This is a genomic window from Bacillus sp. MYb78 (assembly GCF_002975115.1).
Lineage (GTDB): Bacteria > Bacillota > Bacilli > Bacillales > Bacillaceae_G > Bacillus_A > Bacillus_A cereus.
On record NZ_PCOB01000030.1, the window covers coordinates 30,848 to 48,462 of the forward strand.

Consider the following 17,615-nt stretch of genomic DNA (forward strand, 5'->3'; position numbering starts at 1 on the left):
ACAGTAATTAAACTATGCAGGTGGTGTTAAAAATATGCCTAAAGCAGGAAGGAATACTATGAATACAAGTGCATTGGCAATGAATGAGAGTCAGCTTGGAGGAATAAAGTGGACGAGTAAGTTGCGAATGAAATTCGAACAAGTTTTCTTTAGATGGGGATTTATTATTGTTGTTATTGGTTTTCTTTTGGGAAGAGCATATATATTAACAAATATTTTACCGTTTGCACTACCGTTTTTTGCTGCTGTTTATGTTATGAAGCGGGATAAGATGCCGCTAGCATTTTTAGCTCTAATGGGAGGAGCTCTTTCAGTCTCGATAGATAATTTGTTTTTTACTTTTGCATCTATCTTTACTTTCTTCATTTATAATATCTTCTTTAGTAGATTTACACGTAAAACCGTTGGACTTGTTCCATTTCAAGTATTTATCTCCGCATTAACCGCACACTTAGTTGTTGTATATTTTGCGCAACAAACTGTCACCATGTACGATTTACTCGTTAGTACCATTGAGGCTGGGCTTAGTTTCGTATTAACTATGATATTTTTACAAAGTGTCCCGCTTTTAGTGGAAAGGAAAGGAAAGCAACAGGCGTTAGAGACGGAAGAAATTGTTTGTTTGATTATATTACTAGCATCTGTTTTAACGGGTACAACAGATTGGTTTGTATATGATGCTTCTATTCAACATATTTTTACAAGGTATTTAGTACTAGTATTTGCATTTATTGCGGGTGCTGCTACAGGATCTACAGTGGGGGTCGTAACAGGATTGATATTAAGTTTAGCAAATGTGTCTAGTTTGTCTCAGCTTAGCCTTCTCGCTTTTTCTGGATTACTTGGTGGGTTGTTAAAAGAAGGGAAGCGTTTAGGTGTTAGTTTAGGTTTATTAATAGGGACAAGCTTAATTACATTATATGTAGACAAGCAGACAAATATTGTAACAACTTTAATTGAGTCAGGTGTAGCGATTGCTATCTTCTTATTAACGCCAAAGCTTGTTTTGGATCGTATTGCTAAATTTATGCCAGGTACACAAGAGCATTCGCAAGATCAACAACAATATTTAAGAAGGATGCGTGATGTTACAGCGAACAAAATCAACCAATTCGCAAATGTATTTGCTGCTTTATCTAATAGTTTTTCTGTATATGGGTATGTAGAGGAAGAAGATAAAGAGACAGAAGCAGATTTGTTTTTGAGTACAATTACTGCGAAAACATGTCAAACGTGCTTTAAAAAGGATCAATGCTGGGTAGTGAATTTCGATAAAACGTACGATTATATGAAACAAATAATGAATGAAACGGAAGAAGGAACCCTGCAACATAATCGTAAATTAGTTCGTGAGTGGGATAAGCATTGTGTGAGAGGGAAAAAAGTGACGGATTTAGTAGCGGGTGAATTAGATCACTTCTATGAGGGGCAAAAATTGCGAAAACAAATGAAGGAAAATCGTAGAATAGTAGCGGAGCAACTATTAGGTGTATCAAAGGTTATGGAAGATTTTGCTAAGGAGATACAACGAGAGCGTGAAAATCATCAAGTGCAGGAAGAGCAGATTATGCAAGCGTTCCGTGATTTTGGTGTCGAAGTAGAGCATGTTGATATTTATTGTTTAGATAGAGGAAGTATTGATATTGAAATGTTGATTCCAGTTGCATCTAATGAACATGGTGAATGTGAAAAGTTAGTTGCACCGATGCTTTCGGATATCCTTAAAGAAAATATTGTCGTTAAACATGAAGAAAAGTCTTCTTATCCGAATGGCCACAGTTTAATATCATTTGGTTCGGCGAAGACGTATTCTCTTGATACAGGATTGGCTACAGCCGCAAAAGGCGGTGGGTTTGTTTCGGGTGACTCTTATGCGATGATGGATTTAAGTGTTGGTAAATACGCACTTGCGATTAGTGATGGTATGGGTAATGGGCAAAGAGCTCATATGGAAAGTAAGGAAACGGTGAAATTATTACAAAAAATACTCCAATCGGGTATTGATGAAGAAATAGCTATTAAGTCTATCAATTCAATTCTTTCTTTGAGAACGACAGAAGAGATGTTTACAACATTAGATTTAGCTATGGTAGATTTGCGGGATGCGAGTGCTAGGTTTTTAAAGATTGGATCAACCCCGAGTTTTGTTAAACGCGCGAATAATATTTTGAAAATTGAAGCAAGTAATTTGCCGATGGGAATCATCGAAGATGTTGAAGTTGATGTGGTGGGTGAACAATTAAAAACGGGCGATATCCTTATTATGATGAGCGATGGGATTTTTGAGGGCGCGCAGCATGTAGAGAATCATGAATTATGGATGAAGCGGAAAATTAAAGAATTGCAAACCGAAGACCCGCAAGAAATTGCTGATATCATTATGGAAGAAGTGATTCGCTCTTGTGATGGTTATATAAATGATGATATGACTATTGTGGTGGCAAAAGTGAAGAAAAATATGCCGAAGTGGGCTACGATTCCGATTGTAGGAATGCAGGCGCAGTAAAATATAAGTGGAATGTTTATCTATAATTTGATTTTAAAAACCTAGGTGAATACCTAGGTTTTTTTGTGGGAAAAGGTAATGTTATTGATTTTATGAATATACACGGAGGATGTAAGATAAAAATGTAATTTTTGTATATCTTTTTTTTGCACAATGTTTGTAAAAGTTGTACCATTATAGACAAGGTAACTAACGTTGCTGTTCTTGTTTAATGAAAGGTGATTGCGAAGTTGAAAGATACATTTGTTGAAAAAGTAGATGACTTTGTAAAGCAGCATGATGTATTAAAGAATGATTCAACAATTGTTGTGGGAGTTTCTGGTGGTCCTGACTCGTTAGCCCTTTTATATTATTTATTAGAAAAAAGAGCGGAAAAACAGTTGGAAATTGTAGTAGCTCATGTAGATCATATGTTTAGAGGTGATGAATCTCATGAGGATTTACAGTTTGTGCAGGACCTTTGTGAAGAACTAGGAATTATTTGTGAAACGATAAGGATTAATGTATCACAATATCAACAGCAATACGGAATGAATGCACAGGTTGCTGCTAGAGAATGCAGATATGCATTTTTGGAAAGAATAATGAAGAAATATGATGCAAGATATGTTGCTCTTGGACATCATGGAGATGATCAAGTCGAGACAATTTTAATGCGTCTTGTAAGAGGGAGTACTCCGAAAGGATATGCAGGAATTGCAGTGAAGCGTCCTTTTCATAATGGATATTTAATTAGGCCGTTACTTGGGGTAACGAAGGAAGAAATTGTTGATTACTGTAATAAGCTAAATTTAATTCCACGTATAGATCCGAGTAATAAAAAGGAAGTATATACAAGGAATCGATTACGTAAATATGTCCTTCCTCACTTAAAAGAAGAAAATCCACAAATGCATGAGAAATTCCAAAAATTTAGCGTGCAGATGCAAGAGGATGAGGCTTATTTGCAGGAATTAGCTTTTGAGAAAATGAATAAAGTAATTACAAAAAAAAGTGATAAACAAATTAGCTTATCAATTCCTGCCTTTGAATCCATGTCTATGCCTTTACAAAGAAGAGGGATTCAACTAATATTAAACTATCTTTATGAATATAAGATTCCATCTTCTCTTTCTTCTATACATATTGACAAGGTGATTGAGTTTTTTAAGCGGACACAACCTTCAGGTTCACTTGATTTTCCAGGTGATTTGAAAATTGTTCGCACATACGAGGAGTGTAGCTTTAGATTTAAACAAGAAATTGTCTCTCCTTTTTTGCAAGATTTATCAGTACCCGGGACCATTACACTATTGAACGGGGATGAATTTGTAACAGAGGTGAGCGAAGATATACCAAGTAACATGAATGAAACAGTATTTGTTGCTAAGTATAATGATATATCATATCCACTTCGTATTCGTTCTAGGGAAAATGGAGATCGCATGTCAATACAAGGTATGGATGGCACGAAAAAGATAAAAGCTATTTTTATCGAAGCGAAAGTACCAAAAGAAAAAAGAGAAGAATGGCCGGTCGTTTGTGATGCAAGTGGGAACATTATTTGGGTACCCTTGTTGAAGCGATCTGCATTTGCAATTTCGAAAGAGATGGCAAAGAAGGGTAAATATATGATTATTCACTACAAAAGCAAGGAGTCTTCCGGGAGGATAATGAAATGATGAATCAAGATATCGAAAAAGTATTAATTTCTGAAGAACAAATACAAGAAAAGGTGCGCGAACTAGGTGCAGTTATTGCAGAGGATTATAAAAACACAGTACCTCTTGCAATTGGTGTATTAAAAGGCGCAATGCCATTTATGGCAGATTTATTAAAGAGAACAGATACATATCTTGAAATGGATTTTATGGCTGTATCTAGTTATGGTCACTCTACAGTTTCAACAGGCGAAGTGAAAATTTTAAAAGATCTTGATACTTCTGTAGAAGGTCGCGATATTTTAATCGTCGAAGATATTATTGATAGTGGTCTTACACTAAGCTACTTAGTAGACTTATTCAAATATCGTAAAGCGAAGTCTGTAAAAATTGTTACATTATTAGATAAGCCAACAGGCCGTAAGGTTGATCTGAAAGCGGATTATGTTGGATTTACTGTTCCACATGAATTTGTAGTAGGATATGGATTAGATTATAAAGAGCAGTACCGTAATCTTCCTTATGTAGGCGTATTAAAACCAAGCGTTTACTCAAATTAATTAAATACAGGCTTTACAATTGTATAGGAAAGTTTTTCTATGTTACGATTTACTATAGTGTTTATGCCGTGAGAGGAGGTTAGGAATGAATCGTATCTTCCGTAATACCATCTTTTATTTACTGATATTCTTAGTAGTAATTGGAATCGTGAGCTATTTTAATGGTTCGACACAAAAAACGACATCAGTTAGCTACGACAAATTCATTACTAAACTAGAAAGCGGTGAAGTGCGTAATGTGCAACTTCAACCGAAAAATGGTGTATTTGAGGTAAAAGGACAATTCAATAACTCTAGCCAAGGAGAACAATTTGTTACTTATGCACCAAATACTGAGGAATTACAAAAGAAAATCAATGATAAAGCGAAAGGTGCCGAAGTTAAGTATCAACCAGCAGAAGAAACAAGTGCTTGGGTAACATTCTTTACTTCAATCATTCCGTTTGTCATCATCTTCATTTTATTCTTCTTCTTATTAAACCAGGCTCAAGGCGGCGGTAGCCGTGTTATGAACTTCGGGAAAAGTAAGGCGAAGTTATATAATGATGAAAAGAAAAAAGTTCGTTTCAGAGATGTTGCTGGGGCGGATGAAGAGAAACAAGAACTTGTCGAGGTAGTTGAATTCTTAAAAGACCCTCGTAAGTTTTCTGAAGTTGGTGCCCGTATTCCGAAGGGTGTCCTATTAGTTGGACCTCCAGGTACAGGTAAAACTTTATTAGCACGTGCTGTTGCAGGTGAGGCTGGCGTTCCATTCTTCTCTATCAGTGGTTCTGACTTTGTAGAGATGTTTGTCGGTGTCGGTGCATCACGTGTACGTGATTTATTTGAAAATGCAAAGAAAAATGCTCCTTGTATCATTTTCATTGATGAAATTGATGCAGTAGGTCGTCAACGTGGCGCAGGTCTTGGTGGTGGTCATGATGAGCGTGAGCAAACATTGAACCAGTTACTTGTTGAAATGGATGGATTCGGTGCAAACGAAGGTATTATTATCATTGCTGCGACAAACCGTCCAGACATTCTTGACCCAGCGTTATTACGTCCAGGTCGTTTTGACCGTCAAATTACAGTAGATCGTCCAGATGTAAATGGCCGTGAAGCTGTACTGAAAGTACATGCGCGTAATAAACCGCTTGATGAGCATATTAATTTAAGAGCAATTGCGACTCGTACACCAGGATTCTCTGGTGCGGATCTTGAAAACTTATTAAACGAAGCTGCTTTAGTAGCTGCACGTCGAGATAAGAAGAAGATTGATATGAGTGATATCGATGAAGCAACGGATCGTGTTATTGCAGGTCCAGCTAAGAAAAGTCGTGTTATCTCTGAAAAAGAACGTAATATCGTTGCTTTCCATGAAGCAGGCCATACTGTAATTGGTGTTGTTCTTGATGAAGCTGATGTCGTTCATAAAGTAACAATTGTCCCTCGTGGTCAGGCTGGTGGATATGCGGTAATGCTTCCGAAGGAAGATCGTTACTTCATGACAAAGCCAGAGTTACTTGATAAAATCACTGGTTTACTTGGTGGTCGAGTAGCTGAGGAGATTGTATTTGGTGAAGCAAGTACAGGTGCTCACAACGATTTCCAACGTGCAACTGGTATTGCAAGACGTATGGTTACGGAATTCGGTATGAGTGATAAGCTTGGACCGATGCAATTTGGTAGCTCACAAGGTGGTCAGGTATTCTTAGGAAGAGACTTCCATTCAGAACAAAACTACAGTGATGCAATCGCACATGAAATTGATGTGGAAATGCAAACAATTATTAAAGAATGTTATGCTCGTGCGAAACATATTCTTACTGAAAAACGAGATAAACTTGATATTATCGCGAAAACGTTACTTGAAGTAGAAACATTAGACGCAGAGCAAATTAATCATTTATATGATTATGGCAGATTACCTGAGCGTCCAACATCTTCAGATGATGTGAAAGTAAACATCAATATGAAGAAAGACGATGAAGATAAAGAAGATAAGTAAGAAATGAAGGAGTGACTATCGTCACTCCTTTTTTGTTTGTTAAGATTTTTGTTAATTACTATTAAGGGCTTAGTGGATAAAGTAATTTAAGTAAAACTAGTATTAAAAATTGAAATAGAGAGCAATCTTTTTGTAAAATGATGAGGATAGGAAAGCTGATTATATAAGTATGTGTGATATGATGTTTTTATAAGTTTTATACATACTACACAAATATAGATTAAATAAGATAAGTGGTGAGAATATGATTTTTGTATTGGATGTAGGGAACACAAATGCTGTACTAGGCGTGTTTGAAGAGGGGGAACTTCGTCAGCATTGGCGCATGGAAACAGATCGTCATAAGACAGAAGATGAATATGGAATGCTTGTAAAACAGTTACTTGATCATGAGGGTCTTTCGTTTGAAGATGTGAAAGGTATTATTGTGTCTTCAGTCGTACCACCAATTATGTTCGCTTTAGAACGTATGTGTGAAAAATATTTTAAAATTAAACCGCTTGTAGTAGGGCCTGGAATAAAAACGGGGCTAAATATTAAATATGAAAATCCACGTGAAGTAGGCGCAGATCGAATTGTAAATGCAGTAGCGGGAATCCAATTGTATGAAAGTCCACTTATTATTGTTGATTTTGGTACGGCTACTACATATTGTTATATTAATGAAGAAAAGCATTATATGGGTGGAGTTATTACGCCAGGAATTATGATTTCAGCAGAGGCTTTATATAGTAGGGCAGCAAAACTTCCTCGTATTGAAATTACAAAACCGAGCAGTGTTGTTGGGAAGAATACAGTAAGTGCGATGCAATCAGGTATTCTTTATGGTTATGTAGGACAAGTGGAAGGTATTGTTAAGCGTATGAAAGAAGAAGCTAAACAAGAACCGAAAGTTATTGCAACAGGTGGATTGGCGAAATTAATTTCAGAAGAATCGAATGTAATTGATATTGTAGATCCATTTTTAACGTTAAAAGGCTTGTATATGTTATATGAGCGTAATGCAAATTTACAGCATGAGAAAGGTGAATAAATAAGTATGAAAGATTATTTAGTAAAAGCGTTAGCGTTTGATGGAGAAGTACGTGCGTATAGTGTACGTACAACAAATACAGTAAGTGAGGCACAAAGACGTCATGATACATGGAGGACAGCTTCGGCGGCACTTGGTCGTTCTTTAACTGCAGGTACAATGATGGGTGCGATGTTAAAAGGTGATCAAAAGTTAACGATTAAGGTAGAAGGTAATGGTCCGATTGGCCCTATCTTAGTAGATGCTCATGCAAATGGGGATGTACGTGGCTACGTAACGAATCCACATGTTGATTTTGAAGGAACGGAACAGGGGAAATTACGTGTATATCAAGCGGTAGGTACAGAAGGGTTTGTAACAGTAATTAAAGATATTGGTATGCGTGAGCCGTTTATCGGTCAATCTCCAATCGTTTCGGGAGAACTAGGGGAAGATTTCACGTATTATTTCGCAGTTTCTGAGCAGACGCCTTCTTCTGTTGGTGTGGGTGTACTTGTAAATGGAGATGACAGCGTATTAGCGGCGGGTGGATTTATCCTTCAAATTATGCCGGGCGCACAGGAAGAAACAATTTCATTCATTGAAGATCGTTTGCAAAAAATCCCGCCTGTATCAACATTGATCGAACAAGGTCTTTCTCCAGAAGAGCTACTATATGCAGTCCTTGGAGAAGATAAAGTAAAAGTATTAGAAACAATGGATGTTCAATTTAATTGTACGTGCTCACGTGAACGTATTGAGAGTGTGTTAATTAGTTTAGGTAAAACAGAGTTAGAGCAAATTCGTGAAGAAGAAGAAGAAACAGAAGTTCATTGTCATTTCTGTAATGAACGATACAAGTTCTCTAAAGAAGATATTACAAATTTAATTGAGAATTTGTAATAAGGGGATTAACCCTCCGAATAGATTGACAAACAGGGAATTTTCTGACAAAATCTAAATATAGATAAAACCAATAAAAATACTCGGTGTTAGGAGTGACAGGAATGCGAGTGGCACAATCAGTTTCAGAATTAATCGGGAAAACGCCGATCGTTAAGTTGAACCGCATCGTAGAATCAGACAGCGCAGATATATACTTAAAACTAGAATTTATGAATCCAGGGAGTAGCGTTAAAGATCGTATTGCACTAGCTATGATTGAAGATGCTGAAAAAAAGGGATTGTTAAAAGAGGGCGATACAATCATTGAGCCAACAAGTGGTAACACAGGGATTGGTTTAGCGATGGTAGCGGCTGCTAAAGGATATAATGCAATTTTAGTAATGCCAGAAACAATGAGTATTGAGCGTCGTAATTTATTACGTGCTTACGGTGCTGAATTAGTATTGACTCCAGGTCCTGAAGGGATGGGTGGAGCAATTCGTAAAGCGACTGAATTAGCGAAAGAGCATGGCTACTTTATACCACAACAGTTCAAAAACCAATCAAATCCAGAAATTCACCGTTTAACAACAGGTCCAGAAATTATTGAACAAATGGGCGACCAATTAGATGCGTTTATTGCAGGTATTGGTACAGGTGGAACGATTACTGGTGCTGGTGGAGTGCTGAAGGAAGTGTATAAAGATATTAAAATTTATGCAGTAGAACCTGCAGATTCACCAGTATTATCTGGTGGGAAACCAGGTCCACATAAAATCCAAGGAATTGGGGCGGGATTTGTTCCGGAGACGTTGGATGTAGAAGTATATGATGAAATTATTCAAGTGAAAACAGAGCAAGCATTTGAATATGCGAGAAGAGTGGCTAAAGAGGAAGGTATTTTAGTTGGTATCTCTTCAGGCGCAGTTATTTATGCAGCAACAGAAGTTGCGAAAAAGTTAGGTAAAGGGAAAAAGGTACTTGTTATTATCCCGAGTAACGGTGAACGTTATTTAAGTACACCACTTTATCAATTTGAATCATAATTAAATGCGATTGAAAAAGCATCCTTGAAAAAGGATGCTTTTTCTTTTTGGATTGGAAATAGGAAAAGAGTGAATGACTAGAAAACTTCATGTAAAATAAGAGGTAGTATAATTAAATTATTTTCACTAGCCTTCGAGTATAATCAATCTCTATATAAATAACTTATGTAGTTGGAGCTGGTTCATCTAAGAGGGTGGGATAAAAGAAGACGGGGTGTTGATATGCAACGAAGAAAATCTTTAGCGCTTTCTATTCCATATCAGTTAGATTTCTTTAAGCAATATAAATTTCTTTCTCAGGATAAGCCGCAACATATTTTGCTGGAAAGTGGACGTGGCGGTCGTTATAACATAGTGGGTTTAAACCCGGTATCGGTAATCCAAGGGAAGGGTGAAAAGTTACATATAAGTGAAAGCGGTAAGGAAACAATAAAAAGAGGGAATCCATTAGATTTAATGCAAGAATATATGGAGAAATGGAAAACAGACTACAATCCAGAGTACCCGCCTTTTCAAGGTGGTGCAATTGGCTACTTTAGTTATGATTGTATCCGTTATATCGAAAAACTCCCTTCTCTTGCAGAGGATGATCTGAATATACCCGATATATACTTTTTATTATTTGATGATGTGTTTGTCTATGATCAAAAAGAAAAGCTATTGTGGATTATTACACATTATGTAGATAAGCATGCAGAAGCAGAAGAACGTTTAAATGAATGGAAGGATCTTTGGGTGGCAGAAGTGCCTGAAGTGACTATGCCGTTTGAACGTCCTAAAAAGAAAAATGAAGCGGTTGCCTTTACAGAAACAGGCTTTATGAAGGCAGTTGAATGTATTCAAGAATATATTGGGGCGGGTGATGTGTTCCAAGTAAACTTGTCGACGAGACAAGAAAGAACTTTACAAACGCATCCACTAGAAATTTATACAAGTCTTCGTGAAATTAATCCATCTCCATATATGGGTTACCTGGAGCTTGGGGATTTTCAAATTGTTAGTGGATCGCCAGAGTTGTTAATTAAGAAACAAGGAACTGAAGTAAGTACAAGACCAATTGCTGGAACGAGATCTAGAGGCGCGGATGAGCAAGAGGATGAAGAATTAGCAAGAGAATTAATTGAGAACGAAAAAGAAAGAGCAGAGCATGTAATGCTTGTGGATTTAGAAAGAAATGATTTAGGGCGTGTTTGTAAATATGGCACTGTAGAAGTAGATGAATTTATGGTAATTGAGAAATACTCACATGTTATGCATATTGTTTCTAATGTGCGTGGTGAGGTGGAAGAAGATAAAGATGCTTTTGATTTAGTGAAGGCTGTATTCCCTGGTGGAACAATTACTGGTGCCCCGAAAATACGTACAATGGAAATTATTGAGGAATTAGAACCTGTTCGCCGAGGGATTTATACAGGTTCAATCGGTTGGATTGGTTATTCTGGAGATACAGAATTGAATATTGTAATTAGAACACTTCTTGCTAAAGATGGAAAAGCTCATGTACAAGCGGGGGCGGGAATTGTAATTGATTCAAATCCGGAAAATGAATATAAAGAGTCGTTAAAAAAGGCGATTGCTTTATGGCGTGCAAAAGAACGTAGCGAAGAAACGGTTAGGTGAGAGAAATGATATTAATGATTGATAATTATGATTCTTTTACATTTAATTTAGTGCAGTTTCTTGGAGAACTTGGACAAGAGCTCGTTGTTAAACGTAACGATGAAGTGACGATTTCAGATATCGAGAATATGAAACCAGATTTTCTAATGATTTCTCCAGGTCCATGTAGTCCTAATGAAGCGGGGATTAGTATGGAAGTTATTAAATACTTCGCGGGGAAGATTCCGATTTTTGGAGTTTGTTTAGGGCATCAATCTATTGCACAAGTGTTTGGTGGAGAGGTTGTTCGTGCAGAGCGATTAATGCATGGGAAAACTTCGCTTATGCATCATGATGGAAAGACGATTTTTTCGGATATTCCTAATCCGTTTACTGCGACGCGCTATCATTCCCTTATTGTTAAGAAAGAGACGTTACCAGATTGCTTAGAGGTAACATCTTGGACGGAGGAAGGGGAAATTATGGCACTTCGTCATAAGACATTGCCGATAGAGGGTGTGCAATTCCATCCGGAATCTATTATGACTTCTCATGGGAAAGAGTTATTGCAGAATTTCATTCGTAAATACAGTCCAAGTGCGACATTATGTTAATTTACGTAAATGGTCAGTATGTAGAAGCAAGTGAAGCGAGAATTTCTCCTTATGATCATGGTTATTTATATGGTCTTGGAGTTTTTGAAACGTTTCGTATTTATAATGGTCATCCTTTCTTATTGGATGATCATTATGACCGTTTAATAGAGGCGCTGGATACATTGCAAATTAAATGGACAATGACAAAAAATGATGTGATGCTTATTTTGAAAGATTTACTCGCTAAGAATGAATTGAAGCATGCATATGTACGTTTTAATGTATCGGCAGGTATAGATGAAATAGGATTACAAACGGAAATATACGAAGAGCCTTCGGTTATTGTTTTTATAAAACCTTTAACAGCTCCAGGAGATGTAGTAGAAAAAGAAGGTGTTATTTTAAAACAAGTGCGAAATACACCGGAAGGGACATTTCGCCTGAAGTCTCATCACTATTTAAATAATATTTTAGGTAAGCGTGAAATTGGAAATGTTGTGAGCAAGGAAGGTATTTTCCTTACTGAAGCAGGTTATATTGCAGAGGGTATTGTTTCGAATCTATTTTTTGTGAAAAGTGATGTTTTATATACACCTTCGTTAGAGACAGGTATTTTAAATGGTATCACTCGTGCGTTTATTATAAAGAGTGCTGAAGAATTAAATATAGAAGTAAAGGAAGGTTTCTTTACAAAAGATGAGCTACTTTCAGCGGATGAAGTCTTCGTAACAAACTCCATTCAAGAAATTGTTCCGCTTTATCGTATAGAAGCGCAGGATTTCCCGGGTAAAGTAGGAGTGGTTACAAAAAGTTTAATGTACCTTTATGGAATGCAAAGAGAGAAATTATGGAGCAGAAATGAATTACGAAGAGGAGATGTGTAGTTTGAAGTGGGATTATGATTTACGCTGCGGCGAATATACATTGAATTTAAATGAAAAGACATTAATTATGGGGATTTTAAATGTAACACCAGATTCGTTTTCTGATGGTGGGAGTTACAACGAGGTAGATGCTGCGGTACGTCACGCAAAAGAAATGCAAGGTGAAGGTGCTCATATTATTGATATTGGTGGCGAATCTACTCGCCCAGGTTTTGCTAAAGTATCAGTAGAAGAAGAAATAAAGCGAGTCGTCCCGATGATTCAAGCAGTTTCAAAAGAAGTAAAATTACCTATATCTATCGATACATATAAAGCTGAAGTTGCAAAGCAAGCAATTGAGGCTGGTGCTCATATTATTAATGATATTTGGGGGGCGAAGGCGGAGCCGAAAATTGCTGAAGTCGCAGCCCATTATGATGTACCCATCATTTTAATGCATAACCGTGATAATATGAATTATCGTAATTTAATGGCGGATATGATTGCTGATTTGTATGACAGTATTAAAATTGCTAAAAATGCTGGTGTGCGAGATGAGAATATTATTTTAGATCCAGGTATCGGTTTTGCTAAAACACCGGAGCAGAACTTAGAGGCGATGCGTAATTTAGAACAGTTAAATGTGCTAGGTTATCCGGTTCTCTTAGGTACTTCGAGAAAGTCCTTTATTGGGCACGTATTAGATTTGCCAGTAGAGGAACGCCTTGAGGGAACGGGAGCTACTGTTTGTCTTGGTATTGAAAAGGGCTGTGAGTTTGTTCGTGTCCATGATGTGAAAGAAATGGCGCGTATGGCTAAAATGATGGATGCGATGATTGGTAAGGGGGTAAGGTAATTGGATAAAATTTATATCCACGATATGGAATTTTATGGTTATCATGGTGTGTTTCCAGAGGAGAATAGATTAGGTCAGAGATTTAAAGTTGACTTAACGGTGGAGTTGGATTTAAAGCGTGCAGGGGAAAGTGATGACTTAGAGCATTCGGTCAATTATGGAGAGCTTTTCGAATTATGTAGAAAAGTTGTTGAGGATAGAAAGTATAAGCTTGTGGAGAGTATCGCTGAAAATATTGCTGCAGATATATTAAAGCAATATAAAAGTATTTCACGGTGTACAATTAAGGTGATTAAACCAGATCCGCCGATACCGGGCCATTATCGCGCTGTAGCAGTAGAAATTACGAGAGAACGTCCATGAATAATATAGCGTACATTGCATTAGGGTCAAATATTGGAGAGCGTTATACGTATTTAACTGAAGCCATTCAGTTTTTAAATAAAAGTCCGTATATTCAAGTTGATGATGTTTCGTCAGTGTATGAAACTGATCCAGTTGGCTATACTGACCAAAGTTGTTTTTTAAATTTAGTTATAAAAATTTCTACCAATTTATCACCGCAAGAATTATTGAAAGTAACACAAAAAGTAGAAAATGACCTAGGAAGAAAAAGGGAAATTAGGTGGGGGCCGAGGACTATCGACCTTGACATTTTACTTTATAATCAAGAGAATATTGAAGCAGAGAATCTTATTGTTCCGCATCCGCGGATGTTCGAAAGAGCTTTTGTTATCGTTCCGTTGTTAGAGATTAATCAAGATATAAAACAAAACATTTCACGTTCACAAGTAGAAGAAATGAAAAGGCGAGAGGGAGTAACGGTATGGAAGCAGAAAAATGGGGAAGACGCATTCGTGCTTTTCGAAAGCTAAAAGGCTACACGCAAGAAGGTTTTGCTAAAGAATTAGGGGTATCAGTATCTGTTTTAGGTGAAGTTGAGAGAGGGAATCGATCGCCTTCTCAAGATTTTGTAGTAGAAGTTGCTAAGGCGTTAAATGTTTCGATAGATGAATTAATGCCAAAGTGACTGTGCAGGAAGGAGTAGGTTGATTGTTAAAGATTGCAAATATTGAGATGAAAAATCCGGTTGTATTAGCACCGATGGCGGGAGTGTGTAACTCTGCATTCCGTTTAACAGTTAAAGAATTTGGTGCAGGTTTAGTTTGTGCTGAAATGGTAAGTGATAAGGCAATATTACTGAATAACAAAAGAACATTAGATATGTTATATATTGATGAGAGAGAAAAACCATTAAGTTTACAAATTTTCGGTGGAGAGAAAGAAACGCTTGTAGATGCTGCGAAATACGTAGATAAATATACGACAGCAGACATTATTGATATTAATATGGGTTGCCCAGTACCGAAAATCGTTAAATGTGATGCGGGGGCAAGGTGGCTTCTAGATCCAAATAAAATATACGAAATGGTAGCAGCGGTTGTAGATGCTGTTGAAAAGCCGGTTACGGTTAAAATGCGTATCGGTTGGGATGAAGAACATATTTTCGCAATAGAAAATGCTAGAGCTGTTGAGCGTGCTGGCGGACAAGCTGTGGCGGTTCACGGACGTACGCGAGTGCAAATGTATGAAGGGAAAGCAGATTGGGATATCATTAAACAAGTAAAGCAAGCTGTGAATATCCCGGTTATCGGAAATGGTGATGTCGAAACACCGCAAGATGCGAAGCGTATGCTTGATGAGATTGGTGTAGATGGTGTTATGATTGGTCGTGCAGCTCTTGGGGATCCATGGATGATTTATCGTACGGTAAAGTATTTAGAGACAGGTGAATTAATGCCGGAACCAACAGTCCGTGAGAAAATTGATGTATGTATGTTGCATCTAGATCGTCTTATCGATTTAAAGAACGAAAATGTTGCTGTAAGAGAGATGAGAAAGCATGCGGCTTGGTATTTAAAAGGTGTTCGTGGTAATGCGAGTGTGCGTAATGGTATCAATACTTGCAACACGCGTGAAGACCTTGCGAATGTATTAGGTGCATTTGTAGAAGAAGTAGAGGCGAAACAACAAACAATTTACGTTGGTTAATAAGGAGGACGGAGAAGATTGACATTCTTCTACACACTTCCTATAATTACGTGAAAGAAAGAAGAACTGCCAGTTAGTTGCTGGCAGTTTTTCTAGTTGAGTAGAAAATGCTATACTGTATATATTGTAAAAATTAATAGAGCTGGAGTGATATCAATATCATGGATAACATGAACCACGAAGAATTAAACGACCAATTGCTTGTTCGTCGTGAAAAGCTACATAATTTACGTGAGCAAGGAATCGATCCGTTCGGTAAACGATTTGAACGCACAAATTCAACAACCGACTTAGTAAGTCTATATGGAGAATTCTCTAAAGAAGAATTAGAAGAGAAGGAAATCACGGTTTCTATCGCTGGTCGTATTATGACAAAACGCGGTAAAGGAAAAGCTGGATTCGCACACATTCAAGATTTACACGGACAAGTTCAAATTTACGTTCGTAAAGATACTGTTGGAGATGAAGAGTACGAGTTATTTACGACAGCAGATTTAGGTGACTTAGTGGGTATTGAAGGTAAAGTGTTCAAAACAAACGTTGGAGAACTTTCAGTAAAAGCAACAGGATTTACGCTTTTAACGAAATCTCTTCGTCCATTACCGGATAAATACCATGGATTAAAAGATGTTGAACAACGATACCGTCAACGTTACTTAGACTTAATTACAAGTATGGAAAGTCGTGAAACATTTGTTACTCGTAGTAAAATCATTCGTGAAATGAGAAGATATTTAGATGACAACGGTTATCTTGAAGTAGAAACGCCTATGATGCACGCGATTGCGGGTGGAGCATCTGCTCGTCCTTTCACTACGCATCATAATGCGTTAGATATGGAATTATATATGCGTATCGCAATTGAACTTCATTTAAAGCGTCTTATTGTGGGCGGATTAGAAAAAGTTTATGAGATCGGCCGTGTATTCCGTAATGAGGGTGTATCAACTCGTCATAATCCTGAGTTTACGATGATTGAATTATATGAAGCGTACGCTGATTATAATGATATTATGAAACTAACAGAAAATATGGTTGCTCATATTGCGAAAAAAGTATTGGGTACAACAACGATCCAATATGGTGATTATGAAATTAATCTAGAACCAGAATGGACACGTCTTCATATGGTAGATGCAATTAAGCAACACTCTGGAGCGGATTTCTGGACGCCGATGAGTGTAGAAGAAGCGCGTGAGCTTGCAAAAGAACATAATGTAGAAATTAAGGATACAATGGAAGTTGGTCATATCATTAATGAGTTCTTCGAGCAAAAAGTAGAAGATAAATTAATTCAACCAACATTTATTTACGGTCATCCGGTAGAAATTTCGCCACTTGCGAAAAAGAATGACGAAGATCCACGATTCACAGATCGTTTCGAGTTATTTATCGTTGCACGTGAACATGCAAATGCATTCACTGAGTTAAACGATCCAATTGATCAAAAAGAACGTTTTGAAGCTCAATTAAAAGAGCGTGAGCAAGGTAATGACGAAGCTCACATGATGGATGATGATTATATCGAAGCTCTTGAGTACGGTATGCCTCCTACGGGTGGATTAGGAATCGGTATTGATCGTCTAGTTATGTTATTAACAAATGCACCATCTATTCGTGATGTATTATTATTCCCTGCTATGCGTCATAAACAAGACTAAGCTTTGGAGATTTCTCCAAAGCTTTTTTTATTTGAGTATGAGTTGCGTGGGTATAATAGATCTTGATGGTGCGAGAAATTATATTTATATAGAAGAAATGTGCTGTTTTTATACTTTTTTACTAAGTTAAAAATTTTATTAGAAAAACTATTGCATTTTAATAATTAAACTGGTATATTTATATCCGTTGCCACGAAAGGTAACAAGCAAAACAAACGAAAAACAACTTATTGAAAAAAGTTGTTGACGAAAATATAACAAAATGTTATATTGATAAAGTCGCTTGTGAGCGACAACGTAGTTCTTTGAAAACTGAACGAAACAAACAACGTGAAACGTCAATTTTTATTTT

The 17,615-nt window shown here is 37.0% G+C and carries 16 protein-coding genes; all 16 read left to right on the forward strand.

The window, feature by feature from the left end; genetic code table 11:
• Positions 1-34 precede the first annotated feature (34 nt).
• The 16 genes from spoIIE to lysS all read left to right on the forward strand — a co-directional run bounded on the left by spoIIE (position 35) and on the right by lysS (position 17,263).
• A complete protein-coding gene (gene spoIIE / locus CQ064_RS30340; RefSeq protein ID WP_001123550.1) occupies positions 35-2,506 on the forward strand; it encodes a stage II sporulation protein E in 2,472 nt (823 codons plus the stop codon).
• A gap of 230 nt (positions 2,507-2,736) precedes the next feature.
• Positions 2,737-4,167 carry a tRNA lysidine(34) synthetase TilS gene (gene tilS, locus CQ064_RS30345; protein WP_000655457.1) on the forward strand — a complete coding sequence of 477 codons (1,431 nt, stop codon included), beginning with the start codon at positions 2,737-2,739 and terminating at the stop codon, positions 4,165-4,167.
• Positions 4,164-4,706 carry a hypoxanthine phosphoribosyltransferase gene (gene hpt / locus CQ064_RS30350; RefSeq protein WP_000981846.1) on the forward strand — a complete coding sequence of 181 codons (543 nt, stop codon included), beginning with the start codon at positions 4,164-4,166 and terminating at the stop codon, positions 4,704-4,706. Before tilS ends, hpt begins: the two co-directional genes overlap by 4 nt.
• An 85-nt stretch (positions 4,707-4,791) precedes the next feature.
• Positions 4,792-6,693, forward strand: coding sequence for an ATP-dependent zinc metalloprotease FtsH (gene ftsH, locus CQ064_RS30355; protein ID WP_001079669.1), 1,902 nt, complete (start codon positions 4,792-4,794; stop codon positions 6,691-6,693).
• A 244-nt stretch (positions 6,694-6,937) separates the two neighbouring features.
• Entirely contained in the window at positions 6,938-7,726 is a 789-nt protein-coding gene (locus tag CQ064_RS30360; protein ID WP_000578364.1) for a type III pantothenate kinase, read from the forward strand.
• Positions 7,727-7,732: 6 nt separating this feature from the next.
• Positions 7,733-8,608: a redox-regulated molecular chaperone HslO gene (gene hslO, locus CQ064_RS30365; protein WP_000656367.1), complete on the forward strand. Its 876-nt coding sequence runs from the start codon at positions 7,733-7,735 to the stop codon at positions 8,606-8,608.
• Positions 8,609-8,712: 104 nt separating this feature from the next.
• Positions 8,713-9,636 (forward strand): cysteine synthase A, encoded by a 924-nt coding sequence (gene cysK / locus CQ064_RS30370; RefSeq protein ID WP_001261714.1) that lies wholly within the window; start codon positions 8,713-8,715, stop codon positions 9,634-9,636.
• A 222-nt stretch (positions 9,637-9,858) separates the two neighbouring features.
• The gene (pabB, locus tag CQ064_RS30375; protein ID WP_001189713.1) at positions 9,859-11,256 is read left to right on the forward strand and encodes an aminodeoxychorismate synthase component I; all 1,398 of its coding nucleotides are present in this window, start codon (positions 9,859-9,861) and stop codon (positions 11,254-11,256) included.
• Positions 11,257-11,261: 5 nt separating this feature from the next.
• On the forward strand, positions 11,262-11,849 hold the full coding sequence (gene pabA, locus CQ064_RS30380) for an aminodeoxychorismate/anthranilate synthase component II (protein ID WP_000602297.1): 588 nt from the start codon (positions 11,262-11,264) through the stop codon (positions 11,847-11,849).
• The gene (gene pabC / locus CQ064_RS30385; RefSeq protein ID WP_000909882.1) at positions 11,843-12,715 is read left to right on the forward strand and encodes an aminodeoxychorismate lyase; all 873 of its coding nucleotides are present in this window, start codon (positions 11,843-11,845) and stop codon (positions 12,713-12,715) included. The genes pabA and pabC overlap by 7 nt, the downstream gene beginning before the upstream one ends.
• Positions 12,690-13,550: a dihydropteroate synthase gene (folP, locus tag CQ064_RS30390; RefSeq protein WP_002103948.1), complete on the forward strand. Its 861-nt coding sequence runs from the start codon at positions 12,690-12,692 to the stop codon at positions 13,548-13,550. The genes pabC and folP overlap by 26 nt, the downstream gene beginning before the upstream one ends.
• On the forward strand, positions 13,551-13,913 hold the full coding sequence (gene folB / locus CQ064_RS30395; protein ID WP_000358070.1) for a dihydroneopterin aldolase: 363 nt from the start codon (positions 13,551-13,553) through the stop codon (positions 13,911-13,913).
• Positions 13,910-14,425 carry a 2-amino-4-hydroxy-6-hydroxymethyldihydropteridine diphosphokinase gene (gene folK, locus CQ064_RS30400; protein ID WP_001059456.1) on the forward strand — a complete coding sequence of 172 codons (516 nt, stop codon included), beginning with the start codon at positions 13,910-13,912 and terminating at the stop codon, positions 14,423-14,425. The genes folB and folK overlap by 4 nt, the downstream gene beginning before the upstream one ends.
• Positions 14,377-14,580, forward strand: a complete 204-nt coding sequence (locus CQ064_RS30405) for a helix-turn-helix domain-containing protein (RefSeq protein WP_000387030.1) — start codon at positions 14,377-14,379, stop codon at positions 14,578-14,580. Before folK ends, CQ064_RS30405 begins: the two co-directional genes overlap by 49 nt.
• Before the next feature lie 23 nt (positions 14,581-14,603).
• Positions 14,604-15,602: a tRNA dihydrouridine synthase DusB gene (dusB, locus tag CQ064_RS30410; RefSeq protein WP_000912249.1), complete on the forward strand. Its 999-nt coding sequence runs from the start codon at positions 14,604-14,606 to the stop codon at positions 15,600-15,602.
• A 161-nt stretch (positions 15,603-15,763) separates the two neighbouring features.
• Entirely contained in the window at positions 15,764-17,263 is a 1,500-nt protein-coding gene (gene lysS, locus CQ064_RS30415) for a lysine--tRNA ligase (protein WP_000369686.1), read from the forward strand.
• The last annotated feature ends 352 nt before the right edge of the window (positions 17,264-17,615 follow it).

Coding starts and splice junctions, on each gene's coding strand:
- spoIIE (WP_001123550.1), top strand. CDS start 35: ATGCCTAAAGCAGGAAGGAATACTATGAATACAAGTGCATTGGCAATG.
- hslO (WP_000656367.1), top strand. CDS start 7,733: ATGAAAGATTATTTAGTAAAAGCGTTAGCGTTTGATGGAGAAGTACGT.
- CQ064_RS30360 (WP_000578364.1), top strand. CDS start 6,938: ATGATTTTTGTATTGGATGTAGGGAACACAAATGCTGTACTAGGCGTG.
- pabB (WP_001189713.1), top strand. CDS start 9,859: ATGCAACGAAGAAAATCTTTAGCGCTTTCTATTCCATATCAGTTAGAT.
- folP (WP_002103948.1), top strand. CDS start 12,690: ATGAATTACGAAGAGGAGATGTGTAGTTTGAAGTGGGATTATGATTTA.
- ftsH (WP_001079669.1), top strand. CDS start 4,792: ATGAATCGTATCTTCCGTAATACCATCTTTTATTTACTGATATTCTTA.
- folK (WP_001059456.1), top strand. CDS start 13,910: ATGAATAATATAGCGTACATTGCATTAGGGTCAAATATTGGAGAGCGT.
- CQ064_RS30405 (WP_000387030.1), top strand. CDS start 14,377: ATGGAAGCAGAAAAATGGGGAAGACGCATTCGTGCTTTTCGAAAGCTA.
- hpt (WP_000981846.1), top strand. CDS start 4,164: ATGATGAATCAAGATATCGAAAAAGTATTAATTTCTGAAGAACAAATA.
- pabC (WP_000909882.1), top strand. CDS start 11,843: ATGTTAATTTACGTAAATGGTCAGTATGTAGAAGCAAGTGAAGCGAGA.
- pabA (WP_000602297.1), top strand. CDS start 11,262: ATGATATTAATGATTGATAATTATGATTCTTTTACATTTAATTTAGTG.
- lysS (WP_000369686.1), top strand. CDS start 15,764: ATGGATAACATGAACCACGAAGAATTAAACGACCAATTGCTTGTTCGT.
- cysK (WP_001261714.1), top strand. CDS start 8,713: ATGCGAGTGGCACAATCAGTTTCAGAATTAATCGGGAAAACGCCGATC.